This is a genomic window from Streptomyces sp. NPDC004721 (genome assembly GCF_053601495.1).
The window spans coordinates 78,894-102,590 of the sequence record NZ_JBSGBZ010000030.1 but is presented as its reverse complement, the minus strand read 5'-3'; the positions used below and the strand labels follow the sequence as shown (position 1 = coordinate 102,590).

Annotated in this window: 22 protein-coding genes; 10 read left to right on the top strand and 12 right to left on the bottom strand. The window is 72.1% G+C overall.

The features are described 5' to 3' along the window. Positions 1 to 86: 86 nt before the first annotated feature. From ACWEK3_RS26150 to ACWEK3_RS26140, 3 genes are all read right to left on the bottom strand, one after another. Entirely contained in the window at positions 87 to 755 is a 669-nt protein-coding gene (locus ACWEK3_RS26150; protein ID WP_453250701.1) for an AAA family ATPase, read from the bottom strand. Between the two features lie 32 nt (positions 756 to 787). Next, positions 788 to 1,459 (bottom strand): response regulator transcription factor, encoded by a 672-nt coding sequence (locus ACWEK3_RS26145; RefSeq protein ID WP_361414295.1) that lies wholly within the window; start codon positions 1,457 to 1,459, stop codon positions 788 to 790. Positions 1,460 to 1,556: 97 nt separating this feature from the next. Then, positions 1,557 to 2,762: a sensor histidine kinase gene (locus tag ACWEK3_RS26140; protein WP_450546050.1), complete on the bottom strand. Its 1,206-nt coding sequence runs from the start codon at positions 2,760 to 2,762 to the stop codon at positions 1,557 to 1,559. Positions 2,763 to 3,029: 267 nt separating this feature from the next. On the opposite strand from ACWEK3_RS26140, the gene ACWEK3_RS26135 reads away from it, so the two are divergent. Further along, complete coding sequence (locus ACWEK3_RS26135) at positions 3,030 to 4,010, top strand: SAM-dependent methyltransferase (RefSeq protein WP_453250704.1); 981 nt, start codon at positions 3,030 to 3,032, stop codon at positions 4,008 to 4,010. On the opposite strand, the gene ACWEK3_RS26130 is transcribed toward ACWEK3_RS26135, so the two are convergent. Then, positions 3,975 to 5,126 (bottom strand): NADH-quinone oxidoreductase subunit D, encoded by a 1,152-nt coding sequence (locus tag ACWEK3_RS26130; protein WP_450546052.1) that lies wholly within the window; start codon positions 5,124 to 5,126, stop codon positions 3,975 to 3,977. The genes ACWEK3_RS26135 and ACWEK3_RS26130 overlap by 36 nt on opposite strands. A gap of 31 nt (positions 5,127 to 5,157) precedes the next feature. On the opposite strand from ACWEK3_RS26130, the gene ACWEK3_RS26125 reads away from it, so the two are divergent. After that, positions 5,158 to 5,664 (top strand): PH domain-containing protein, encoded by a 507-nt coding sequence (locus ACWEK3_RS26125; protein WP_450546054.1) that lies wholly within the window; start codon positions 5,158 to 5,160, stop codon positions 5,662 to 5,664. Positions 5,665 to 5,762: 98 nt separating this feature from the next. Further along, positions 5,763 to 7,100 (top strand): PH domain-containing protein, encoded by a 1,338-nt coding sequence (locus ACWEK3_RS26120; protein ID WP_453250703.1) that lies wholly within the window; start codon positions 5,763 to 5,765, stop codon positions 7,098 to 7,100. A 99-nt stretch (positions 7,101 to 7,199) separates the two neighbouring features. On the opposite strand, the gene ACWEK3_RS26115 is transcribed toward ACWEK3_RS26120, so the two are convergent. Together ACWEK3_RS26115 and ACWEK3_RS26110 are read right to left on the bottom strand one after the other, a co-directional pair. Further along, positions 7,200 to 8,546 (bottom strand): hypothetical protein, encoded by a 1,347-nt coding sequence (locus ACWEK3_RS26115; protein WP_453250700.1) that lies wholly within the window; start codon positions 8,544 to 8,546, stop codon positions 7,200 to 7,202. Positions 8,547 to 8,729: 183 nt separating this feature from the next. Beyond that, positions 8,730 to 9,857 (bottom strand): alpha/beta hydrolase, encoded by a 1,128-nt coding sequence (locus tag ACWEK3_RS26110; RefSeq protein ID WP_450546058.1) that lies wholly within the window; start codon positions 9,855 to 9,857, stop codon positions 8,730 to 8,732. A 226-nt stretch (positions 9,858 to 10,083) separates the two neighbouring features. Between ACWEK3_RS26110 and ACWEK3_RS26105 the strand changes: the two genes are divergently transcribed. The 6 genes from ACWEK3_RS26105 to ACWEK3_RS26080 all read left to right on the top strand — a co-directional run bounded on the left by ACWEK3_RS26105 (position 10,084) and on the right by ACWEK3_RS26080 (position 15,223). Next, the gene (locus ACWEK3_RS26105) at positions 10,084 to 11,895 is read left to right on the top strand and encodes a phosphatidylglycerol lysyltransferase domain-containing protein (protein WP_453250699.1); all 1,812 of its coding nucleotides are present in this window, start codon (positions 10,084 to 10,086) and stop codon (positions 11,893 to 11,895) included. A 101-nt stretch (positions 11,896 to 11,996) separates the two neighbouring features. Beyond that, positions 11,997 to 12,953, top strand: a complete 957-nt coding sequence (gene folP / locus ACWEK3_RS26100; RefSeq protein ID WP_450546060.1) for a dihydropteroate synthase — start codon at positions 11,997 to 11,999, stop codon at positions 12,951 to 12,953. Beyond that, positions 12,950 to 13,453 carry a nuclear transport factor 2 family protein gene (locus tag ACWEK3_RS26095; protein WP_450546062.1) on the top strand — a complete coding sequence of 168 codons (504 nt, stop codon included), beginning with the start codon at positions 12,950 to 12,952 and terminating at the stop codon, positions 13,451 to 13,453. The genes folP and ACWEK3_RS26095 overlap by 4 nt, the downstream gene beginning before the upstream one ends. 248 nt (positions 13,454 to 13,701) lie before the next feature. Further along, positions 13,702 to 14,061 (top strand): dihydroneopterin aldolase, encoded by a 360-nt coding sequence (gene folB / locus ACWEK3_RS26090; RefSeq protein WP_141359598.1) that lies wholly within the window; start codon positions 13,702 to 13,704, stop codon positions 14,059 to 14,061. Further along, on the top strand, positions 14,058 to 14,669 hold the full coding sequence (folK, locus tag ACWEK3_RS26085) for a 2-amino-4-hydroxy-6-hydroxymethyldihydropteridine diphosphokinase (RefSeq protein ID WP_450546064.1): 612 nt from the start codon (positions 14,058 to 14,060) through the stop codon (positions 14,667 to 14,669). Before folB ends, folK begins: the two co-directional genes overlap by 4 nt. Before the next feature lie 65 nt (positions 14,670 to 14,734). Next, the gene (locus ACWEK3_RS26080) at positions 14,735 to 15,223 is read left to right on the top strand and encodes a DUF3180 domain-containing protein (RefSeq protein ID WP_365425821.1); all 489 of its coding nucleotides are present in this window, start codon (positions 14,735 to 14,737) and stop codon (positions 15,221 to 15,223) included. Positions 15,224 to 15,279: 56 nt separating this feature from the next. Here ACWEK3_RS26080 and folE read toward each other — a convergent pair whose 3' ends face one another. The 6 genes from folE to dacB all read right to left on the bottom strand — a co-directional run bounded on the left by folE (position 15,280) and on the right by dacB (position 23,124). Continuing rightward, positions 15,280 to 15,885, bottom strand: a complete 606-nt coding sequence (gene folE, locus ACWEK3_RS26075; protein ID WP_361414273.1) for a GTP cyclohydrolase I FolE — start codon at positions 15,883 to 15,885, stop codon at positions 15,280 to 15,282. A gap of 120 nt (positions 15,886 to 16,005) precedes the next feature. Continuing rightward, entirely contained in the window at positions 16,006 to 18,045 is a 2,040-nt protein-coding gene (ftsH, locus tag ACWEK3_RS26070) for an ATP-dependent zinc metalloprotease FtsH (protein WP_361414271.1), read from the bottom strand. Positions 18,046 to 18,229: 184 nt separating this feature from the next. After that, positions 18,230 to 18,790: a hypoxanthine phosphoribosyltransferase gene (gene hpt / locus ACWEK3_RS26065; RefSeq protein ID WP_361414339.1), complete on the bottom strand. Its 561-nt coding sequence runs from the start codon at positions 18,788 to 18,790 to the stop codon at positions 18,230 to 18,232. Positions 18,791 to 18,866: 76 nt separating this feature from the next. Further along, positions 18,867 to 20,054 (bottom strand): tRNA lysidine(34) synthetase TilS, encoded by a 1,188-nt coding sequence (gene tilS / locus ACWEK3_RS26060; RefSeq protein ID WP_450546067.1) that lies wholly within the window; start codon positions 20,052 to 20,054, stop codon positions 18,867 to 18,869. Positions 20,055 to 20,256: 202 nt separating this feature from the next. Then, positions 20,257 to 21,405 (bottom strand): zinc-dependent metalloprotease, encoded by a 1,149-nt coding sequence (locus ACWEK3_RS26055; protein WP_390724499.1) that lies wholly within the window; start codon positions 21,403 to 21,405, stop codon positions 20,257 to 20,259. 102 nt (positions 21,406 to 21,507) lie between these two features. Continuing rightward, complete coding sequence (gene dacB, locus ACWEK3_RS26050; RefSeq protein WP_450546068.1) at positions 21,508 to 23,124, bottom strand: D-alanyl-D-alanine carboxypeptidase/D-alanyl-D-alanine endopeptidase; 1,617 nt, start codon at positions 23,122 to 23,124, stop codon at positions 21,508 to 21,510. A 79-nt stretch (positions 23,125 to 23,203) separates the two neighbouring features. On the opposite strand from dacB, the gene ACWEK3_RS26045 reads away from it, so the two are divergent. Continuing rightward, complete coding sequence (locus ACWEK3_RS26045; protein WP_141366388.1) at positions 23,204 to 23,695, top strand: inorganic diphosphatase; 492 nt, start codon at positions 23,204 to 23,206, stop codon at positions 23,693 to 23,695. Positions 23,696 to 23,697: the final 2 nt, after the last annotated feature.

Sequence of the window (23,697 nt, the reverse complement as noted above, 5' to 3'; positions counted from 1 at the left end):
CAGAACGAGTACCTGCCGGAGGGCGGCCAGGAGGTCAACTCGATCGTCACGGTCAACCGGCTCGGCAAACCTTTCCGGTCGCAGCACTAGTCACCGGAGCCGGGGTCGGGCGTGCGGCGGGGCCCGTCGAACCGGATGTGCCGGACGCCGACCTTCGCCTGCCGCAGCCGTGTCCGCAGCGGGCCCTCGGTGTTGGGCCGCAGCGTGAGGCCGGCCAGGACGGCGATCCGGTCCGCGGTCTTCGGCACGGTCGAGTGGTCGGTCCACAGGTGCTCGGCGAACTCCGGCTCGCGCAGCCGCTCGAGGCAGCCGTCGAGCTGCTGAACGGCCCAGCTCTCCCGGCCCAGAGCGGAGTTCCTCCCGGCGACATACCCGACGAGGTGCCCGAACCCGCGCTCCCGCAGCCGCTTCAGAACGGTCTCGCGTTCCGCGAGGAGTGCGAAGTGCCGTACATCGTGGCCCAGTTCGCGCAGCCGCCCGACGGTCTCGGCGAACTGGCCGGAGTCCGTGACGGTCATGGGGGCGATCACGACCCCCTCGTGCCGGGTGAGGGCCAGGTCCAGGACTTCCACCACCCCTTGCCTCCAGGCCGCCAAGTCCCTGAAGTCCGCGCGCAGTTCGGGTGGCAGCATGCGGCGCAGGCCGAACCCGGCATGCTCGGGATCGCAGACGACGCTGCCGGGCAGACGGCGCTGGATCTCGTGTGCGGTCTGTGTCTTGCCGCCCCCGAAGGGGCCGTTGATCCACAGGAGCATGCGCAGACCCTACCGACGGCCGCGTACGCCGTTCAGCCGTGTCCGCCGGCCCGGACGAGTCCCGTCTCGTAGGCCAGGACCACCACCTGCACCCGGTCCCTCAGCCCCAGCTTGGTCAGGATGCGGCCCACGTGGGTCTTCACCGTCGCCTCGGACAGCACCAGCCGGGCGGCGATCTCGCCGTTCGACATGCCCTGCGCGACCAGGACCATGACCTCGCGCTCACGCTCGGTGAGCCGCTGGAGCTCCTTGTGCTGCGGCTTCTTGCCGGCCGTGGGCAGCATCGGGGCGAACCGGTCGAGCAGCCGGCGGGTGGTGGAGGGCGCGACGACGGCGTCACCGCTGTGCACGGAGCGGATCGCGGCGAGCAGGTCGCCGGGCGGCACGTCCTTGAGCATGAACCCGGAGGCGCCCGCCTTCAGTCCGGAGAAGGCGTACTCGTCGAGGTCGAAGGTGGTCAGGATGAGCACCTTCGGCGGGTCGGGCTCGGAGCAGATGCGGCGGGTGGCCTCCACACCGTCCAGCTTCGGCATGCGCACGTCCATCAGCACCACGTCGACGGCGGTGGCGCGCAGCACCTGGAGGGCCTCGACGCCGTCGCCCGCCTCCGCGACGACCTCCATGTCCGGCTGGGCGGCGAGCACCATCCGGAATCCGGTGCGCAGCAGCACCTGGTCGTCCACGAGCATCACGCGGATCGTCATCGGGGTCCTCTTCCGTTCGTCATCGGCGGTTCGGGTCCGTTCGTCGTCAGCAGATCGGGCGGGTGTGTGACAGGTGCCGGCGGGGTGTGCGCCGGCGTCAGTGCACCGGTTTGAGCGGCAGCAGGGCGCTGATGCGGAAGCCTCCGCCGGGGCGCGGACCCGCGTCCAGGGTGCCGCCCACCATGCCGACGCGTTCGCGCATGCCGATCAGGCCGTGCCCATCGCCGTCGGCGCCGCCCTCCTCGTACAGCTCGTGCGGCGCGCCCTTGCCGTCGTCCTCGACGAGCAGTCCGAGGCCGTCGTCGAAGTAGACCAGGCGCACGCTCGCGCCCGTGTTCGGCCCGCCGTGCTTGCGGGTGTTGGTGAGGGCCTCCTGCACGATGCGGTACGCGGTGAGCTCGACCCCGCTGGGCAGCGGGCGCGGTGTGCCCTCGATCCTGAAGTCGACGGGCAGTCCGGAGCCCCGGCACTGCTCGACGAGGTCCTCGATCTGGTCGACGTCGGGCTGCGGCACGTACTCGCCGCTCTCCTGATGCTCGCCGGTGCGCAGCACGCCCAGCAGGCGGCGCATCTCGGCGAGGGCCTGGCGGCCGGTGGAGGAGATCGTCTCCAGGGCCTTCTTGGCCTGGTCGGGCGCGGCGTCCAGGACGTAGGCGGCGCCGTCGGCCTGCACCACCATCACCGACACGTTGTGCGCGACCACGTCGTGCAGCTCGCGCGCGATCCGGGCGCGCTCGGCGGCGACCGCGACCTTGGACTGCGCCTCGCGTTCCTTCTCCAGACGGGCGGCGCGCTCCTCCAGCTGCGCGAAGTAGGCGCGCCGGGTGCGCATGGAGTCGCCGAGCACCCAGGCGAGGGCGAACGGCACCGTCTGGAAGACGGTTATCGCGACGTTGCCCAGGGCGCTCGCGTCGTGCTGCGGCCAGCGCATCTGCGCGAGGGTCGCCGCGCACAGCCCGCCGACCAGGGCGAACCGGGAGGCCCAGCGGGCGCCTATCGCGGCGACCGTGTAGATGATCACCAGCATGGCGAAGTTGGCGACCATCGTCTCGACGTCCAGGACGAGCTGCGCCACACCCGCCGCGCCCGCCAGCACCAGCATCTTCTCCGGCACCCGGCGGCGCAGTGCGACGACCACGCACAGCACGAAGGACAGCGCCAGGGCCGCGCCGACCGAACCGTGGTGGCCGGGCGCCCCGTTGATGCTCGACACGCTCACGCCGGAAAGCCCGAGGAGGATGAGGGCCCAGGAGCCGTCCACCCACATCGGGTGCCTGCGGAGGAAGTCATAGAGGCGCTGCACGTAACCCAGAGTAGGGAAGCGGCACAGGTGCGGGGGTCAGCCGAAGGGCCGATCCGCACGGCCCCCTCGTACTCCCCAAGGTGGAGGCAGTGATCACTTGTGCGCCTCACTCCGCCGGACGGACCCTAGTCTGTCGGGGTGGCGGACGACACGGCGGACAGCACCGCGCGCACCACGGCCGACAGCACTCGGCGCACCACGGCGCAGAGCGCGGCGGAGGGCCGGGCCGAGCAGTGGCGCGGCTGGCGGGCGGCGACCGAGGAGGCCCTGTACGGGCCGGACGGCTTCTACCGGCGGCCCGAGGGCCCGGCCGGTCACTTCCGTACGTCCGTGCACGCCTCGCCGCTGTTCGCGGTGGCCGTGGCGCGGCTGCTGTGCCGGGTCGACCGGGCGCTGGGCCGCCCTGCGGCGCTCGACTTCGTCGACATGGCGGCCGGGCGGGGCGAGCTGGCCGCGGGCGTGCTCGCCGCGCTGCCTGCGGACGTGGCGGCACGCACGCGCGTGCACGCGGTCGAGATCGCCGCCCGGCCGGAGGGCCTGGACGACCGGATCGCATGGTCGGGGCAGGCCCCGCGGGGGATCACCGGGCTGCTGTTCGCCAACGAGTGGCTGGACAACGTGCCGCTGGAGGTCGCGGAGGTGGACTCCGCGGGCGTACCCCGGCGGGTCCTGGTCCGGCGGGACGGCGCGGAACGGCTCGGGGAGCCGGTGTCGGGGGCACAGGCGAGGTGGCTGGCCCGGTGGTGGCCGCTGCCCGCCGAGCAGGGCCTGCGCGCGGAGATCGGGCTGCCCCGCGACGCCGCCTGGGCCGACGCGGTCTCGCACGTCGAACGGGGCCTCGCGGTCGCCGTCGACTACGCGCACACCGCCGGCGCGCGACCGCCCTTCGGAACGCTCGCCGGCTTCCGGGAGGGCCGGGAGACGGCGCCGGTGCCGGACGGGTCGTGCGACATCACGGCGCACGTCGCGCTGGACGCGTGCGCCGCGTGCGCGCCTCCGGGCGCCCGGCTGCTGACCCAGCGCGAGGCCCTGCACGCCCTGGGAGTCACCGGCGCGCGCCCCTCGCTCGCTCTCGCCTCCACGCGCCCCTCGGAGTACGTACGCGCCCTCGCGCGCGCCGGGGAGGCCGCCGAACTCACCGCGGCGGGCGGGCTCGGCGACTTCGGCTGGCTGGTCCAGCCCGTCGGCCTCGCGGAGGCGGACGCGGCGGCCCTACTTGTCGATGTCCCCGACCACGAAGAACATTGACCCCAGGATGGCCACCATGTCCGCCACGAGCGTGCCCGGCAGCAGTTCGGTGAGCGCCTGGATGTTGTTGTACGACGCCGAGCGCAGCTTCAGCCGGTACGGGGTCTTCTCCCCCTTGCTGACCAGGTAGTAGCCGTTGATCCCGAGCGGGTTCTCGGTCCACGCGTACGTGTGCCCCTCGGGTGCCTTGAGGACCTTCGGCAGCCGCTGGTTGATCGGGCCGGGCGGCAGCTCGGCCAGCCGGTCCAGACAGGCGTCGGCGAGGTCCAGTGCGTTGTGGGTCTGCTCCAGCAGGCACTCGAAGCGGGCCAGGCAGTCGCCCTCCTGCCGGGTGACCACCTTCAGGGTGTCCTGCACCTCTCCGTACGCCAGGTACGGCTCGTCGCGGCGCAGGTCGAAGTCGACGCCCGAGGCGCGCGCGATGGGACCGCTCACGCCGTAGGCGTGCACGACCCGCGGCGAGAGGACGCCCACGCCCCGGGTGCGGCCCCGGAAGATCTCGTTGCCGAGCACCAGGTCGTCGAAGACGTCCATGCGCGAGCGCACATCGGCGACCGCGGCACGCGCGCGCGTGGCCCAGCCGGCCGGCAGGTCCTCCTTCAGGCCGCCGACCCGGTTGAACATGTAGTGCATCCGGCCGCCGGAGACCTCCTCCATGACGTTCTGGAGGACCTCGCGCTCCCGGAACGCGTAGAAGACCGGGGTGATGCCGCCCAGCTCCAGCGGGTAGGAGCCGAGGAACATCAGGTGGTTGAGCACCCGGTTCAGCTCGGCGAGCAGGGTGCGCGTCCACACCGCGCGCGCGGGCACCTCCATGCCGAGCATCCGCTCCACGGCGAGGACGACGCCCAGCTCGTTCGAGAAGGCCGACAGCCAGTCGTGGCGGTTGGCCAGCATGACGATCTGGCGGTAGTCCCGTGCCTCGAACAGCTTCTCCGCGCCGCGGTGCATATAGCCGATCACCGGCTCGGCGCGCATGATGCGCTCGCCGTCCAGCACCAGCTTCAGCCGCAGAACACCGTGCGTGGACGGGTGCTGGGGCCCGATGTTGAGCACCATGTCGGTGCTCTCCGCGGCGCCGCCGATCCCGACCGTGGTCTCCGTCGTGGGAGTCATGGACACAGTCTCTCGTACGTACGCTTGCCCCATGGAAACGGGGATCCCGGAGGACGAACGGGCGGCGGCCGAGAGCGGGCCGGCGTGGAGGGCGCTGCCGCGCGGTCTGCTGCGGATGCGCCGGCTGCTACTGGTGGTGTGGATGGGCCTGTTCGCTCTGGCCGCGGGGCTGCTGCCGGGCCTGCTGGCCGGTCCCGCCTGGTCGGCGTTCGCACTGCTGCCGCTGGCGGTGCTGGCGTGGGGCTGGGTGCTGCTCGGCCGCAACTGGCGCTCGTGGCGCTACACCGAGCGCGCCGACGACCTGCTGATCAGCCGGGGCGTGCTGTGGCGCGGGGAGACCGTCGTGCCCTACGGGCGGATGCAGCTGGTCGAGGTCACCTCCGGGCCCGTCGAGCGGCACTTCGGGCTGGCCACCGTGCAACTGCACACGGCCGCCGCCGCGACCGACGCGACCATCCCCGGCCTCGACCCGGCCGAGGCGGAACGGCTGCGCGACCGGCTCACCGAACTCGGCGAGGCACGATCGGCGGGGCTGTGACGGCGGCGGAGGACGAAGAGGCCATACGCGAAGAGGCCGTACGCGGAGAAGCCCTGCGCGGAGAAGCCGTACCCGATGAGGCCGTGAGCGACGGGGACATGTCCGAGAAAGCCGTGAGCGACGCGGCCGTACGCGACGGGCGGCCCGTGACCGAGCGGCGGCTGCATCCCGTCACGCCCCTGAGACGGGCGTGGGCGCCGGTCGCCGTACTCACGGGCTGGGCCGTGCACGACCCCGACCAGGCGCAGCGGCACCTGACGCGGCTGACGACCACCACGCTGCTGATCGGGCTCGCGGTCGTCATACCCGTGGCCGCCCTCTACGGCTTCCTGTCCTGGTGGTTCACGCACTACGCGGTGACCGGCGCCGAACTGCGCATCCGTACCGGGCTGTTCTTCCGCCGCACCGCGCACATCCGGCTGGAGCGGATCCAGGCCGTCGACGTCACCCGGCCGCTGCTCGCACGGATCGCGGGCGTGGCCAAGCTGAAAATCGACGTCATAGGGACGGACAAGAAGGACGAACTCGCCTTCCTCGGCGAGGAGGAGGCCCGGACGCTGCGCGCCGAACTGCTCGCGCGCGCGGCCGGGTTCGCGCCCGAGACGGCACACGAGGTCGGCGAGGCACCCGCGCGGGAAGTGGTCCGCGTACCCGGGCGCGTGATCGCCGTCTCGCTGCTGCTGACCGGCGCGACCTGGGGATCGCTGGTCGCCGCGGCCGTCGTACCGCCGCTGCTGTGGCTGGCCACCCACAGCCCGTGGACGGTGCTCGCCGCCGTCCTGCCACTGCTCGGCAGCGCCGTGGCGAACAGCGCGGGACGCTTCGCCGCCGAGTACGACTGGCTGGTGAGCGAATCGCCCGACGGGCTGCGGATCGACCGGGGACTGCTGGACCGCACGCACGAGACGGTGCCGCCGGGGCGGGTGCAGACCGTGCGGATCGTGGAACCGCTGTTGTGGCGGTGGCGCGGCTGGGTGCGGGTCGAGCTGGACGTCGCCGGGTCGTCGAACTCCGTGCTGCTGCCGGTCGCTCCGCGGGAGGTCGCCGAGTCGGTGATCGCCCGGGTCCTGCCCGGGGTGACGGTGCCGCAGGCCGCCGACCTGCTCCGGCCGCCGCGGCGCGCCCGGTGGTGCGCGCCGGTGTGGTGGCGCGGGCACGGAATCGTCGTCACCGACGCGGTGTTCGCCGCGCGGCACGGACTGCTGCGGCGCCGGCTCGCGCTGGTGCCGCACGCGAAGGTGCAGAGCGTACGGCTGCGGCAGGGGCCCTGGCAGCGCGTGTGGGGCCTCGCCGGCGTGCACGTGGACAACGGGGCCGACAAGACCGTCACGGCCCGCCTGCGGGACGCTCAGGATGCCGCCCGGCTGCTGCGGGCCCAGGCGGAGAGGTCGCGCACGGGACGCTGGAGCGCAGGACCGGACCGGTGGATGACCTGACCGGTGGACGACAGGCCCGGTGGATGACATGAGTGCGACGCCGGGCGGGCGCCCGGCGTCGCGGTGTGACGTGGTGTGGCGTGACGGGGGAAGCGACCGTCAGGAGGCCGCGGTGCGCAGCCCCGGAAGGTCGATCCGCTCCGTCTCGTCGTGGGCCGTCAGGTCGATGATCTGACGGCCGGCGGCCGGCGCGTCGGCGTCGGCCGGCTTGTACTGGGACTCGGCCTCCGCCTTGTGCAGGGCGAGCGCCTCCTGGCCCACGACGTCGGCGAGGTCGTCGTTCCGGACGGTGCCCGGCTCGGTGTCCGCCGCGTCCTTCTTCGTGCCGAAGAAGTCGAATCCGCCCTCGACCAGCGGGCGCCGCACGGGCGCGGCCGGTACGACGGCCACCGCGGTCGGCACGGTGAAGTGCCCGGAGGGCAGTTGTGGCGCGGCCTTGGCCGGCTCGATCGCCGCGGCGGAGGGGGCCGGTGCGGCCTGCTCGCCCGGATCGGCGGCGGTGGACCGGTCGGTGGGTCCGGCGGATCCGGCGGGTGCGACGGCTTCGGCCACCCCGGTCGCCTCGGCGGGGTCACTCGGGCCGGCCGTCTCGGTCGCCTCGACTGCCTCTGTCGTCTCGGTCGTGGCGGTCGCGTGCTCGGGTGTCTCGCCCGTCCCGGCCTCCCGCGCGGGATCCGGGTCGGCGTCGCCGTCCGTCGTCACGGCCGTCTCCCACGGGTCGGTCTCCGACGTCGTGTCAGCTTCCTCGGAGGAGCCCGCCTTCGCGGCCTCGTCCGTCCCCGCCGCCCGGGCGCCGCCCTTGCCCAGCCGCGACAGCGCGGCCTCAGCACGCAGGTACAGCTCGGACCCCTCCGGGGAGAACACGGCGGCGGCCGCGGACCCCGGCTTCTTCCCGGTGGGCCCGGTCGCGGGGGCCGCGGACTCGTGCGTCTCCGTGACCGCGGCGTCCGGAGCGGCCGTCGGCGCGGCGGGCAGCGCGAGCATCTCGGAGCCGGACTCGATCTCCAGCAGGCGGCGGCCCTCCAGCGCGCTCGCGCGCTCGGTCTCCGCCGTGGCGTACCGCCGCAGCAGCGACGCGTGCTCGTTGCGCAGCCCCGCGAGCTCCGCGCGCTTGGCGCGCAGCTTCTGCTCGAGGCGGCCGCGCAGTTCACGCGACTCCTCGAGGTCGGTCTCGAGTTCGGCGACCCGTTCCTCGAATCGCCACTCGTCGCTCGCACGCGCGCGCGTGAGGTCGGCTACCCGCCGTCCGGCCTGCGCGTCCCAGCGGCGCATGACGAACGCGCCGAGAACAGCGGTCACCGCGGCGGTCCCGGCGAGCAACCGCAGCACCACCGCGTCCGTGAACGCCCAGGGACCAAGGGCGCAGACGACAGCGACGCCGGCGATCGCCGAGGAAGGCAACAGCCTGTGCAGGGGTGGGGAATGGCGGTGACGTCCACGTGGCATGGCCAGAAACTTACCGCGCGTACGCGAATCATGCCGGGCCGCCCCGCAAAAAGACAGCCATAACGAAACCTTCATGCGTCAGAGGGAGTTCCGGCCGCGTTTTCCTCCGCTTCTTCCCTCGCCTTCCGTTGCTCCGGCCAGTCGCCTTCCTTCACTTCCGCCGTCGTTTCGGCAAGATCATTTTCAGCGGTCGCCGAGCAGGCCGCTCATCCACTGCAGCGTCGCCGGGATCTCGCGTCGCCAGGTGTTGAAGTTGTGGCCGCCGCTGTCGAGGATGATGGACGCGATCCGCGTCCTGTTCGTCGCCTTCACCGCGTCGATGAACCTGAGCGTCGACCTGTAGTTGGTCTCGCCGAGCTTGCTGCTGGTGACGAGCAGCGAAGTGTCGGGCGCCTTCAGGTGCTTGATGCTCCACATCAGATCGGCACGGTTCCGCAGATTCTTGTCCCCCTGAAAAAGATCACCTGTGGTCGGGTCGGTGGGCGCCTTGTAGTACGGGGACAGGCCCGCGCCCGCGGCATACACCTCGGGATGGTGCAGGGCGAGTTTCAGCGCGCAGTAACCGCCCGTGGAGTCGCCGACGATGCCCCAGCTGCCCGGTTTCTTTCCGACCCGGTAGTGCGCGAGAACCGCGTCCGGCAGATCCCTGGCGAAGAACGACTCGGTCTGCGGGCCGCCCGGGACGTCCACGCACTCCGTGTCACGCGGCGGCGCCACCGAGGGCCGCAGCATCACCAGGATCATCGGCTGCATCCGCCCGGTCCTGGCGAGTTCCTGCGCGGTGTGCGGGTAGCGCAGCTTGCTGACCAGCGACTGCGCGGTGCCCGGGTAGCCGGTGAGAACCACGGCCGCCGGGAAGGTACGGGTCCGGTACTGCGGCTGGAAGTACTCCGGGGGCAGGTAGACGAACGCGGGCGCGGCGAGGTGCGTCGTACGGCCCACGATGCTGACCTTCTGGATCTGGCCGGAGACGTCCGGCCGGTCGCCGTTGCCCAGCCGCACCTGCTGGGTGCCGATCACCTGGAGGGGTCCGCCGGTGCGGCCGTGTGCCGAGTTGTCCATGACAACTCCGGGCGCGTTCTCCTGCCCGAACAGATCCGCCCAGCTGGCGTAGAAGCCGAATGCCTGGTTGGCGGCGAGTCCGACGCAGGCGAAGATCGCCACCTGCGTGGCCAGCAGCATGCCGACGCGTCCGGTCACCGCGCGCCAGGTACCGCGGGCCAGACTCGGCCAGAACCACACCGTGCCGACGAACAGCAGCACGGCGCAGAGGATCGCCAGTACCAGCACTTTGTTGCTCATGAGACCCATGGGCTTTTCCCGCCTGCGCTTCCCGCCCAGGGCCGCCGACGCTTCCTCGCGTGGGCTTGCCCCGGGCTTTCCCTGCCCTTTGACCCGACTTTCCGTTGGGGAGTGAACCTCTCTCCCCGAGACACCGTCCTAGAGGGCGCAATGTCGCCGGATGCCCGGATCGGCACCGGATTCAAGGTCTCTCGCAGAACTATGGGATGCGATGTCTGTCAGGGTAGATGGGGAAATGTCGGACGGGGTTCCGGACCGATCGAGCAGGATGCGGCGCATACTCCGCGGCCCGCGCCCCGAGGCCGTCCCCGTACTGGTCGGCAGGGCCTGCGCGGTCGTCGGTCTCCTGGACATCGCCGCGGGGGTCTTCCCGCGCTTCCGGCACAGTCGCATGCACGCCCTGGCCGAAGTGCTGCCGGGCTCGTTCGGCCCGTTCGCCGCGGCGCTCTCGCTCAGCGTGGGCGTGCTGTTGCTGCTGCTCGCGCACGGCCTGAAGCGGCGCAAGCGCCGGGCCTGGCGCGCGGCCGTGGTCCTGCTGCCTGCCGGTGCGGCGGCGGAGTTCGTCTACCGGCACTCGATCGTCGGGGTGGTCATCTCGCTGGCGCTGCTCGCGCCACTGCTGATCCACCGCGGCGAGTTCGCCGCGCTGCCGGACCCGCGCAGCCGCTGGCGGGCGCTGGCCAACTTCGTCCTGATGAGCGCCGGCTCGCTGGCCCTGGGCATGATCATCGTCAGCGTGCACACGCACCGCATGGTCGGCGACCCCAGCGTGGCGGACCGGCTGACCCACGTCGTCTACGGCCTGATCGGCTTCGAGGGCCCGGTGGACTACCAGGGCAACACTTCCTGGACGGTCGCCTTCTCCCTCGGCGCCCTCGGCTGGCTCACCGCCGTCACCACCGCCTACCTGGCCTTCCGGCCCGAGCACCCGGCGTCGCGTCTGACCGAGGAGGACGAGACCCGGCTGCGCGAGCTGCTGGCCCGGCACGGCGGCCGCGACTCCCTCGGCCACTTCGCGCTGCGCCGCGACAAGGCGGTCGTGTTCTCCCCCAGCGGCAAGGCGGCGGTGACGTACCGCGTCGTCTCCGGCGTGATGCTCGCCAGTGGCGACCCCATCGGCGACGTCGAGGCCTGGCCGGGCGCCATCGAGCGCTTCATGGACGAGGCCAAGGCCCACTCCTGGACGCCCGCCGTGATGGGCTGCTCCGAGACCGGCGGCGAGGTGTGGACCCGGGAGACCGGTCTGGACGCCCTGGAACTGGGCGACGAGGCGGTGGTCGACGTCGCGGATTTCTCGCTCGCCGGACGCGCGATGCGCAACGTCCGCCAGATGGTCAAGCGCATCGAGCGAGCCGGCTACGAAACCCGGGTGCGGCGCATCCGTGACCTCGGCGGCACCGAGCTGGAGCGCATCCGGCGGGCCGCCGAGGACTGGCGCGGCACCGACACCGAACGCGGCTTCTCCATGGCGCTCGGCCGGATCGGCGACCCGGCCGACGGCGAGTGCCTCATCGCCACCGCCCACAAGCAGGACGCGGAGCCGGGCGAGTACGGCGATCTGAAGGCGATCCTGCACTTCGTGCCGTGGGGCGGGGACGGCGTGTCCCTGGACCTGATGCGGCGCGACCGCTCGGCCGACCCCGGCATGAACGAACTGCTGATCGTGGCGGCGCTCCAGGCCGCCCCCAAGCTCGGCATCACCCGCATATCCCTGAACTTCGCGATGTTCCGCTCGGCGCTGGCGCGGGGCGAGAAGATCGGCGCGGGCCCGGTGCTGCGCGCCTGGCGCGGGCTGCTGGTCTTCCTCTCCCGCTGGTTCCAGATCGAGTCGCTGTACAAGTTCAACGCCAAGTTCCAGCCCCGCTGGGAGCCGCGGTTCGTCGTCTACCGCGCCTCCTCGGACCTGCCCCGCATCGGCTTCGCCGCCATGCAGGCCGAGGGCTTCGTCGACCTCGCCCTGCCGCTGCCGCGCTTCCTGCGCCGCCGCTCCGCCACCCAGAGCCCCTGCGCGCACTCGGTGGCGGAAGGGGACGTGCGCGCGGCATGACCCCGGACCGGCCCGGGCGGACCTCCCACCCCCTCCAGCACAGGGAGGTTCCGTCCGGGCCACAGCACGAGGGGGCCGGGGACGGGGCCTACGCTGAACGTATGAGCAACTTCAGCGGGCGCGGCCGCGTGGCGGGCCTTCCGACGTGGGGCCGGTGCGCGGTCATGGGGGTCGTGAACGTGACCCCCGACTCCTTCTCCGACGGAGGCCGCTGGTTCGACACGACCATCGCCGTCAAGCACGGCCTGGACCTGGTCGCCCAAGGCGCGGACCTGATCGACGTCGGCGGCGAGTCCACCCGGCCCGGCGCCACCCGCGTCGACGAGGGCGAGGAACTGCGGCGGGTCATCCCCGTGGTGCGCGGCCTCGCCGCCGAGGGCGTCACGATCTCCGTCGACACCATGCGCGCCCGCGTCGCCGAGCAGGCCCTCGCGGCCGGCGCCGCCCTCGTCAACGACGTCAGCGGCGGCCTCGCGGACCCCGCCATGATCCCCGTGGTCGCGGACGCGGGCGCCCCCTTCGTCGTGATGCACTGGCGCGGCTTTCTGGAGGGCGGCAACGTCCGCGGGGTGTACGAGGACGTCGTCTCCGAGGTCGTCGATGAGCTCCACGCGCGCGTGGAGGCCGTCCTGGAGGGCGGGATCGCCGCCGACCGCGTCGTCGTCGACCCCGGTCTCGGCTTCTCCAAGGAGGCCGGGCACGACCTCACGCTCCTGGCACACCTCGACCGCCTGCGCGGGCTCGGCCACCCCGTGCTGGTCGCCGCCTCCCGCAAGCGGTTCCTCGGGCGGGTGCTGGCCGGCCCGGAGGGCGCGCCCCCGCCCGCGCGCGAGCGCGACGCCGCCACCGCCGCCGTCTCCGCCCTCGCCGCGCACGCCGGCGCCTGGGCCGTGCGCGTCCACGAGGTCCGCGCGACGGCGGACGCGGTACGCGTCGCCCGCGCCGTGGAAGAGGCACGCACCCCCGCGAGCGCACCGGAGGACCGCGCGCACCCCTCCGATGACGGGCAGGCGGACGGCAGACGTGGTGCGCACGGCCCCGCCGAAGGAGAGCGGTGAGCGCGCCCCACACCGACGTCGAACAGGTGGAGGCCGCGAACACCGCCTACTACGAGGCCCTGGAGCGGGGCGACTTCGATGAGTTGTCCGCGCTCTGGCTCACCCCCTCCGACCTGGGCGTCGACGAGGAGTACCACGACCCGGCCGACACCGGCGTGATCTCGTGCGTGCACCCCGGCTGGCCGGTGCTCACCGGACGCGGGGAAGTGCTGCGCTCCTACGCGCTGATCATGGCGAACACCGACTACATCCAGTTCTTCCTGACCGACGTGCACGTCTCGGTGACCGGTGACACCGCCCTGGTGACCTGTACCGAGAACATCCTCAGCGGCGGCCCCGCCCCCGCGGCCGGCGGCGAACTCGGCCCGCTGGTGGGACAGCTCGTAGTCGCCACCAACGTGTTCCGTCGCACCGGTCCCGGGTGGAAACTCTGGTCGCACCACGCCTCTCCCGTTCTGGCCGAAAACGACGGTGGCGAGGACGACGACACGCCCGCCTGAGTGGGTAGGCGCTGGAGCAGGAACGCGGAGTGGCCGGAATCACGGACTTCGGGAAAAGGGCCGCCCACCGGTCCGTGAGCAACCGGGTTCTCCAGGGGAAACACACGGTGAAACCTGCCGGGCCCGGGCGCCCCCGCCTCCCCGCGGCCCGGCTCCGTCAGTGCCCGCAGGTAGATTCGTGCCAGGCCGGTGTGCCGCCCGCACGCGGCAGGGACCGGTCGCCGCCGACGATTGCAGGAGTGATTCGCGTGGATCGTGTCGCGCTGCGCGGCCTGAGGGCCCGCGGGCACCACGGTGTGTTCCCCAAGGAACGCGAGGAGGGCCAGACCTTCCTCGTGGACATCGTCCTGGGAGTCGACACCCGGCCGGCCGCGGCCGACGACGACCTGGCGAAGACCGTGCACTACGGCATCGTGGCCGAGGAGGTCGTGGCCGTGGTGGAGGGCGAGCCCGTGAACCTCATCGAGACGCTCGCCGAGCGCATCGCCCAGGTCTGTCTGAAGCACGACGGGGTCCTGGAGGTCGAGGTCTGCGTCCACAAGCCGGACGCCCCGATCACCGTTCCCTTCGACGACGTGACCGTCACCATCACCCGGAGCCGAGTATGAACGCGCCTTTCACCAAAGGGCCCACCGACCCGACCGTCCAGCCGGTGCCCGCCTCGGTCGTCGAGAAGGTCGACGCCGCGGACACCACGCTGCAGAACCCCAAGCGAGCCGTGATCTCGATCGGCTCCAACCTCGGCAACCGCCTGGAGACCCTCCAGGGGGCCGTCGACGCCCTGGAGGACACGCCCGGCGTCCGCGTCAAGGCCGTCTCCCCGGTCTACGAGACGGAGCCGTGGGGCGTCGAGCCCGGCAGCCAGCCGTCGTACCTCAACGCGGTGGTGATCCTCAAGACCACGCTGCCGCCGTCCTCGCTGCTGGAGCGCGCCCACGCCGTCGAGGAGGCCTTCAGCCGGGTCCGCGACGAGCGCTGGGGGCCGCGCACTCTCGACGTCGACATCGTCGCCTACGCGGAGACCGTCTCCGACGATCCGCTCCTCACACTCCCTCACCCGCGCGCCCACGAACGCGCGTTCGTCCTCGCCCCGTGGTACGACGTGGACCCTGACGCACAGCTCCCGGGCCGGGGCGCGGTGGCCGATCTGCTGACCGCGCTCACCCGGGAGGGCGCCGAGCCCCGGGCGGACCTGGAACTCCGGCTGCCCGAGTAGTCGTTAAGGTCAGGGCGACGCAAGGTCTGCGACCGGCCCCGGTCCGGGGGAGCTGAAGGGACACCGTGAGAGAGCTGCATATCAGGGTGCTGGCAGGCGTGTTCGTCGTCGCCGGAGTGCTGTCCTGGGCGGGCGCCCGGCTGTGGAACGCGGTGGGGACGCTCCCCGGCGTCCCGCTGGCCGCCCCCATCGTCCTCGCCCTGATCGCCGCGGTCCTCCTGTCCACGGCGCTCTCCCTGCGGGCCCGGCTGAAGGCCCAGCGCGAGCGCCGGCCCGGCGCCAAGGGCGTCGACCCCATGATGGCCGCCCGCGCGGTCGTCTTCGGCCAGGCCAGCGCCCTGGTCGCCGCCCTCGTCGCCGGCATGTACGGCGGCACGGGCGTCGCCCTGCTGGAACTCCTCGACATCCCGGCCCGCCGCGACCAGGCCGTCTACGCCGGCTTCTCGGTCCTCGCCGGCATCGCGGTGATAGCGGCCGCCCTGTTCCTCGAACGGGTCTGCAAACTCCCGGAGGACGACGACCAGAACCCGCCGGGGGCGGAACCGACCGCTTGAGCCCGACGGGCGGCGTACGCGGGTGACCGAGCGGGCGCGGCCGGGCGCCGTCCGCGTCAGCGCGCCATGATGAGGCTCATCGCCTCGTTCCGCGTCGCCGCGTCACGCAACTGACCGCGCACGGCCGAGGTGATGGTCTTCGCGCCGGGCTTGCGGATGCCCCGCATCGACATGCACATATGCTCGCACTCCACCACGACGATCACCCCGCGCGGCTCCAGGATCTCCATCAGCGAGTCCGCGATCTGAGTGGTGAGCCGCTCCTGCACCTGCGGGCGGCGGGCGTAGACGTCCACGAGCCGGGCCAGCTTCGAAAGACCCGTGATCTTCCCGCTGGTGGACGGGATGTAGCCGACGTGCGCGACACCGCGGAACGGCACGAGGTGGTGCTCGCAGGTCGAGAACACCTCGATGTCCTTGACCAGCACCATCTCGTCGTGCCCCAGGTCGAACGTCGTCGTCAGCACGTCCTCGGGCTGCTGCCACAGTCCCGCGAATATCTCCTTGTACGCCCGGGCCACCCGTGCCGGAGTCTCCCGCAGGCCTTCACGGTCCGGGTCCTCGCCGACCGCGATGAGGAGTTCGCGTACGGCGTTCTCGGCGCGCTTCTCGTCGAACTCACCGAGGGAGCCCTCGCCGTCCAGCGTCACGGGGTCGGTCATGTGAAGCCTCGTTCCTGTGTGTCTGATCTGCGGACATGCGAAATGCCGCGCCCCCCAGGCTAGAACCTGGGGGGCGCGGCATGCATTCCGGGGCCGTCGGGCGTCCGGAGCGGGCTCCGGTCAGTTGTCCGGACGGTCCTCCGGCACCTGCTCCGTGGCCGGGGCGGGTTCCGTCGCCGTGGACTTGACGGTGCTGATCGCCGCCGTCGAGCCGTTGGCCCCGTTCGTCAGCGCGAGCTCCTTCGGGGAGAGCACCGGCGGGCGGGTGGACGGGGTGCGGCGGGAGGAGCCGGTCCAGGCGGGCCGAGGCGGCCGCTTGACGATCGGGGCGAAGATCTCGGCGATCTCCTCCTTGCCCAGGGTCTCCTTCTCCAGGAGGGCCAGGACGAGGTTGTCGAGGACGTCGCGGTTCTCGACCAGGATCTCCCAGGCCTCGTTGTGCGCGTTCTCGATGAGCTTCTTGACTTCCTCGTCCACCAGCGCGGCGACCTCTTCCGAGTAGTCGCGCTGGTGAGCCATCTCACGTCCGAGGAACGGCTCGGTGTTGTCGCCGCCGAACTTGATCGCGCCAAGACGCTCGGTCATGCCGTACTGGGTGACCATCGCGCGGGCCGTGGTGGTGGCCTTCTCGATGTCGTTCGCCGCGCCCGTGGTCGGGTCGTGGAAGACCAGCTCCTCGGCCGCGCGACCGCCCAGCATGTAGGCGAGCTGGTCCAGCATCTCGTTGCGGGTCGTGGAGTACTTGTCCTCGTCGGGCAGGACCATCGTGTAGCCGAGGGCCCGGCCGCGGGACAGGATCGTGATCTTGTGGACCGGGTCGGAGTTCGGCGAGGCCGCCGCGACCAGGGCGTGACCGCCCTCGTGGTACGCGGTGATCTTCTTCTCCTTGTCCGACATGATCCGGGTCCGCTTCTGCGGGCCGGCGACCACGCGGTCGATCGCCTCGTCCAGCATGTGGTTGTCGACCAGCTTCTTGTCGCTGCGGGCCGTGAGCAGCGCGGCCTCGTTCAGGACGTTGGACAGATCGGCACCCGTGAAGCCGGGGGTGCGGCGGGCGACGGCGGACAGGTCGACGTCGGGCGCGACCGGCTTGCCCTTCTGATGGACCTTCAGGATCTCCAGACGGCCCTGCATGTCGGGGCGGTCCACGGCGATCTGGCGGTCGAACCGGCCCGGACGCAGCAGCGCCGGGTCGAGGATGTCGGGCCGGTTGGTGGCCGCGATCAGGATCACGCCGCCCTTGACGTCGAAGCCGTCCATCTCGACCAGCAGCTGGTTCAGCGTCTGCTCGCGCTCGTCGTGACCGCCGCCGAGGCCGGCACCGCGGTGACGGCCGACCGCGTCGATCTCGTCGACGAAGACGATCGCCGGCGCGTTCGCCTTGGCCTGCTCGAACAGGTCGCGGACCCGGGAGGCACCGACGCCGACGAACATCTCGACGAAGTCGGAACCGGAGATCGAGTAGAACGGGACGCCGGCCTCGCCCGCGACGGCACGCGCCAGCAGGGTCTTGCCGGTGCCGGGCGGGCCGTAGAGCAGCACGCCCTTGGGGATCTTCGCCCCGACGGCCTGGAACTTGGCCGGCTCCTGGAGGAACTCCTTGATCTCGTGGAGCTCCTCGACGGCCTCGTCCGCGCCCGCCACGTCCGAGAACGTCGTCTTCGGGGTGTCCTTGGTGATGAGCTTGGCCTTGGACTTGCCGAAGTTCATGACCCGGGAGCCGCCGCCCTGCATCTGGTTCATCAGGAACAGGAAGACGACCACGATGAGAACGAAGGGGAGCAGGGAGAGCAGGATGCCGACGAAGGGGCTCTGCTTCGACGGCGAGACCGTGTAGCCCTTCGGGATCTGCTTGTCCTGGTACTTGGTCTGCAGCGTGTTGGCGATGGTCACGCCCTGGTCGCCGATGTAGCTCGCCTGGATCTTCGAGCTGCCGTCGACCTTCTGGCCGTCCTTGAGCTCGACCTTGATGGTCTGCTCGTCGCCCGTGGTCAGCTTGGCCTGCTGGACCCTGTTGTCATTGATCGCCGCTACGACCTTGCCCGTGTCCACCGTCTTGTAGCCGCCGGACTGACCGACGACATTCATCAACACGACCACGGCAAGGACGGCCAGCACGATCCACATGACCGGCCCACGGAAGTATCGCTTCACGTCCATCCATACGGAGCGGTGCCGCCCCGTCCCTCCTGCCACAGTGAGTTTGATAAGACAGTTCTTCTGACGGTACCCCAGCATGGGGGCTCGAAGCCGCTCTGTAGGGCGGACGTACCCGTCTGCTTGCTCCAACGGCTTCGGTGCCGCCGGGGTTCCCGATCACGTACCGCGCTTGAGCCCTGAGGGGTCAGCCGCCGTAGACGTGAGGAGCGAGCGTACCGACGAACGGCAGGTTCCGGTACTTCTCGGCGTAGTCCAGGCCATAGCCGACGACGAACTCGCTGGGGATGTCGAAACCGACCCACTCCACGTCGATGGCGACCTTCGCGGCCTCGGGCTTGCGCAGCAGCGTGCACACCTTCAGGGAGGCGGGCTCCCGGGAGCCGAGGTTGGAGATCAGCCAGGAGAGGGTCAGGCCGGAGTCGATGATGTCCTCGACAATCAGGACGTGCCTGCCCTTGATGTCGGTGTCGAGGTCCTTGAGGATGCGCACGACGCCGGAGGACTGGGTGCCCGCGCCGTACGAGGACACGGCCATCCAGTCCATGGTGACGGGGGTGGACAGCGCCCGGGCGAGGTCCGCCATGACCATCACCGCGCCCTTGAGGACGCCGACGATCAGCAGGTCCTTGCCCGCGTACTCCGCGTCGATCTTCGCGGCCAGCTCGGCCAGCTTCGCGTCGATCTCTTCCTTGGTGATGAGTACCTTCTCGAGGTCGGCACCCATGTCTTTCGCGTCCACCCGCATCACTTTCGGTCGTCTCACCGGCGTTGACGGTCCTCCTCCGGACTCCGCGTCAGCGGGCCGGCCGAAGGGTCCCGATTCAGCCTTGCCGAATCACCAGTCTGCCACCCTGCCGCTGGGCGACCACCCTGCCGGGCAGGTTGATGGCCTTCTGACCGCGCCAACCGGTGATCAGCCGGTCGACTTCCTCGATGTGCCGGGCGAACAGCGAACCGGCCGGAGCACCGGCGTCGATGGCGGCACGGCGCAGGATGCGACGGCGTACGGCGGGGGGCAGGGCGTACAGCTTGGCGCACTCCAGGCGGCCGGCGTCGTCGCGGACGGTGGCCTCGGCCTGGCCGGCCCAGGCGTCGAGGGCGTCGGCGTCGTCGCGGGAGAGCTGGGCGGTGCGCGCGAGGGCCTCCACGATGCCCTTGCCGAGGGCCTTCTCCAGGGCCGGGAGGCCTTCGTGGCGCAGCCGGGAGCGGGTGTAGGCCGGGTCGGTGTTGTGCGGGTCGTCCCAGACGGGCAGGGACTGGACCATGCAGCCCTTGCGGGCGGTCTGCCGGTCGATGTCCAGGAAGGGGCGGCGGTAACGGCCGCCGGCCCCCGAGACCGCGGCCATTCCCGACAGGGAGCGGATGCCGGAGCCGCGGGCGAGGCCGAGGAGCACCGTCTCGGCCTGGTCGTCGCGGGTGTGGCCGAGCAGGACGGCGTGGGCGCCGTGGCGTTCGGCGGCGGCGTCGAGGGCGGCGTAGCGGGCGTCGCGGGCGGCGGCTTCGGGCCCGCCCCCGCGGCCGACGGTGACGGAGACGGCCTCGACCGGGTCCAGGCCCAGTCCGCGCAGCCGCTGGGCGACCTCCTCGGCGCGCAGGTCGGAGCCGGCTTGCAGGCCGTGGTCGACGGTGACGCCGCCGGCCCGGATGCCGAGTTTGGGGGCCTCGAAGGCGAGGGCGGAGGCGAGCGCCATGGAGTCGGCGCCGCCGGAGCAGGCCACGAGCACGAGCGGCGACGGCGGACGCTCGCGGGGGGCCGGTGTGTCCTGGGCGGCAGGCGATGCGGCCTGCGGGGCCGGCGAGCCGTGGGAGGCCTGCGGGGCGGTCCCCCGGGCAGGGCCCGGCGTCGGCGCGCCGAGCGGGGGCTGCCCGGGGAGCCGCGCGGGCAAGGGGCCCGACCGAGCGGGCGCGGGCGCCTGCGCGGGGTGGGGCGAGAGCTGTTCGTCGAGGATGTCGTGGAGGACGCGGCGTACCGCCAGGCGTATCGCCGCGACCGCAGGATGGGGACCCATGTCCGGTTCCCTTCACGGAGTCTTCGGGGGTGAGCCCGATATCGGTCACTCAGAGTGCGTCGATGGTGACAGAAACAGGCCGTTCCCCGAGCATTGCACGCCTACGCATGGCTCACGGTCCCTCGGACGAGTGATTGAAGTGGCGTTCGCCTGCCGTGGGCCGGATCCAGCGACGCGCTTTTCCCGGCCCTCGCGCTTGCGGTCACGGTTCGGCCCTGCGGTGCACCCGTGCGATCCAGTCCGCGGGCTTGGAGATCTCCGCCTTGGTGGGGAGGGTGTTGGGCGAGGTCCACACCCGGTTGAAGCCGTCCATGCCGACCTGCTCGACGACCGCGCGCACGAAGCGCTCGCCGTCGCGGTACTGCCGCAGCTTGGCGTCCAGGCCGAGCAGCTTGCGCAGGGCCATGTCCAGGCGGGAGGCGCCCTTGGCGCGACGCTGCTGGAACTTCTCGCGGATCTCCGCCACGGTCGGTACGACGTCCGGGCCGACGCCGTCCATCACGTAGTCGGCGTGGCCCTCCAGGAGGGACATCACGGCGGTGAGGCGGCCGAGGATCTCGCGCTGGGCCGGGGTCTGGACCATCTCGACCAGGGAGTGGCCGCCGTCGGCCTCCTCGCCCTCGGGGCGGCCGCCGGCCAGCGACTGGGCGGCCTCGCGGATGCGCTCCAGGAGAGCCATGGGGTCGACGTCCGTCTCCGCGAGGAAGGACTGGATCTCGCCCTCGAGGTGGTCGCGCAGCCAGGGCACGGCGGTGAACTGCGTGCGGTGCGTCTCCTCGTGCAGGCACACCCACAGTCGGAAGTCGTGCGGGTCGACGTCGAGTTCGCGCTCGACGTGAACGATGTTGGGGGCGACGAGCAGCAGCCGGCCGCCGCCACCGGGCGAGTCGGGGGGCCCGCCGGCCGGCAGGTCGCGGGTGGCGGGGGCGAAGGTCTCGTACTGGCCGAGGACGCGGGAGGCGAGGAAGGACAGCAGCATCCCGAGTTCCACGCCGGTGACCTTGCCGCCGACGGCGCCGAGGACCGCGCCGCCGGGGGTGCCGCCGCGCCGCTCCTGCATCTTGTCCAGGAGCGGTTTGAGGATCTCGCGGAACCCGGCGACGTTCGCCCGCACCCAGCCGGGGCGGTCGACCACGAGAACGGGGGTGTCGTGGGCCTCGTGGGTGCCCAGGCGGGTGAACCCGCGGACGTGTCCCTCGGACGCCTTGGCGTGCCGGCGCAGTTCCGCGACGACGGCCCGGGCCTCGTCCCGGCTCACCTCGGGACCCGGCCGTACCAGCCGGGTCGCGGTCGCGACCGCGAGATTCCAGTCGACCATCCCGGGAGTTGCAGCACCACCGATGCTCGTCATGTGTCAACGGTACGTGAGCACTGCCGCTGGGGGCAGGCCATGGCGCTGGTGGGGATGCCCTTTGTGGATCCGGGGGGCCGGAGCGGCGTCGGCGGGCGGGTCTCAGTCGCAGGCGCAGGTGGCCAGGGTCGTGACCGCGTGGTCGAGGGCCGACTGGGCAGCTTCCGGGCCGGTGGTGTTCTCCGCGAGGAAGGCGAAGGCCAGCAGGTGGCCGTTGCGGGCGACGACCGTGCCCGCGAGGGTGTTGACGCCCGTCAGCGTGCCCGTCTTCGCCCGTACGAGCCCGGCCGCGCCGTCCGCGTAGCGGCTGGTCAGGGTGCCGGTGAAGCCGGCGACCGGGAGGCCGGTGAGGACCGGGCGGAGGCCGGGATCGGCCGGATCGGCAGCCTTGGCCAGCAGGGCCGTGAGCAGGTCCGCGGTGAGCCGGTCGGCGCGGTTGAGCCCGCTGCCGTCGTGGAAGTCGGCGCCCGCCAGGGGCAGGCCGAGTTTCCTCAGCTGGGCGGCGATCGCGGCGGCGCCCCCGTCGAAGTCCGGCCGCCCGCCCGTCGCGGCGGCCGTCTGGCGGGCCAGGGCCTCGGCGATGTCGTTGTCGCTGTTGGTGAGCATCCGTTCGACCAGGCTCGACAGCGCGGGCGAGGAGACGGCGGCCACGGTCTCCGCGCGGCCGGACGCCTTGGCGGGACCGGCGACCGTGGTCCGGATGCCGTGTCCGGAGAGCAGGTCGGCGAAGGCGCGGGCGGCGTCCGCCGCCGGGTCGGCCACGCGCGGGGCCGGGCCGCTGGTCGAGCCGTCGGTGCGGGCCTCGTCGGTCATCAGGGCGCTGACCGGGGCGAGGTTGTCGTTCACGCCGATGGGGTGCAGGAGGGGACCGGCGTACAGGGTGGTGTCGTGGGAGAGCGTCACGTCGGTCACGCCACGCTTGGTCAGCGCGGTCGCCGTGTTGGCGGCGAGGGTGCGCAGGCTCGCCAGGTTCCCGGCGTCCTTGCGGGCGGTGAGCGTGGGGTCGCCGCCCCCGATCAGGACGAGTTTCCCGGTGCCGGGCTCCAGGGCGGCGCGGGTGGTGAGCCGGTGGTCGGAGCCGAGGGCGGACAGCGCGGCGACGGCGGTGGCGATCTTGGTGGTGGAGGCGGGGACGAGCGGGTCGCCGGCGCTCTGGCCGTAGATCCGCTCGCCGCTGGTGACGTCGACGACGGCCGCGGCATGGCGGGTGCCGAGGGCGGAGTCTCCCAGCAGCGGGTCCAGGGCGGCCGCGACGGCCGAGGCGTCCGACGCGGGCCGCGCCGGGTCGCCGGAGCCGCCGAGGCCCACGAGCACCGGCACGGCGCTGGGCGCGGGCTTCGCCCAGTCGTCGGCCCCAGACCCGGACGCGTCGGATGTACGGGACGGATCCGGCATACCGGTCCGGTGGCCGTGATCTGCGCCACCCGTGCGCCCCAGTGCCGCGGCCCGGTCCCGCTCGGCCGTACGCTGGCCGGAGGAGTCCCAGGGCCCGGCGGCGGTCACCACACCGGCGGCGAGCACCAGCCCGGCCGTGGCGGCACCCGCGGTGTACTGCCAGGTCATCGGCTTCGCGAGCCGCGAACCGGCGGCCCCTGTGAGCCGTGCGACCCGCGGTTTCACGGCCTGCGCGGCCCGTACGAGCCGCGGCCGTGCGGCCCGTGCGAGACGGGCCAGGCGCGGTCTCGCGGCCCGCCAGGCTCTCAGCTCCGGCACGACCACCAGCCCCTTTCGCGATCACACACCTGCGTGAGGGACACTTAATCACCAGAACTATGTGCTGATCATGGAGGAGCCACCGGTGGAGTTCGACGTCACGATCGAGATCCCGAAGGGTTCGCGGAACAAGTACGAGGTGGACCACGAGACCGGTCGTATCCGCCTGGACCGTCGACTCTTCACCTCGACCAGCTACCCGGCCGACTACGGCTTCGTCGAGAACACCCTCGGCGAGGACGGCGATCCGCTGGACGCGCTGGTCATCCTGGACGAGCCGACCTTCCCCGGCTGCCTCATCAAGTGCCGCGCGATCGGCATGTTCCGGATGACCGACGAGGCCGGCGGCGACGACAAGCTGCTGTGCGTGCCGGCGTCCGACCCGCGGGTGGAGCACCTCCGGGACATCCACCACGTGTCGGAGTTCGACCGCCTGGAGATCCAGCACTTCTTCGAGGTCTACAAGGACCTGGAGCCCGGCAAGTCCGTCGAGGGCGCCGACTGGGTGGGCCGCACCGACGCCGAGGCGGAGATCGAGCGTTCCATCAAGCGTTTCCAGGAGCACGGCGGTCACTGAGC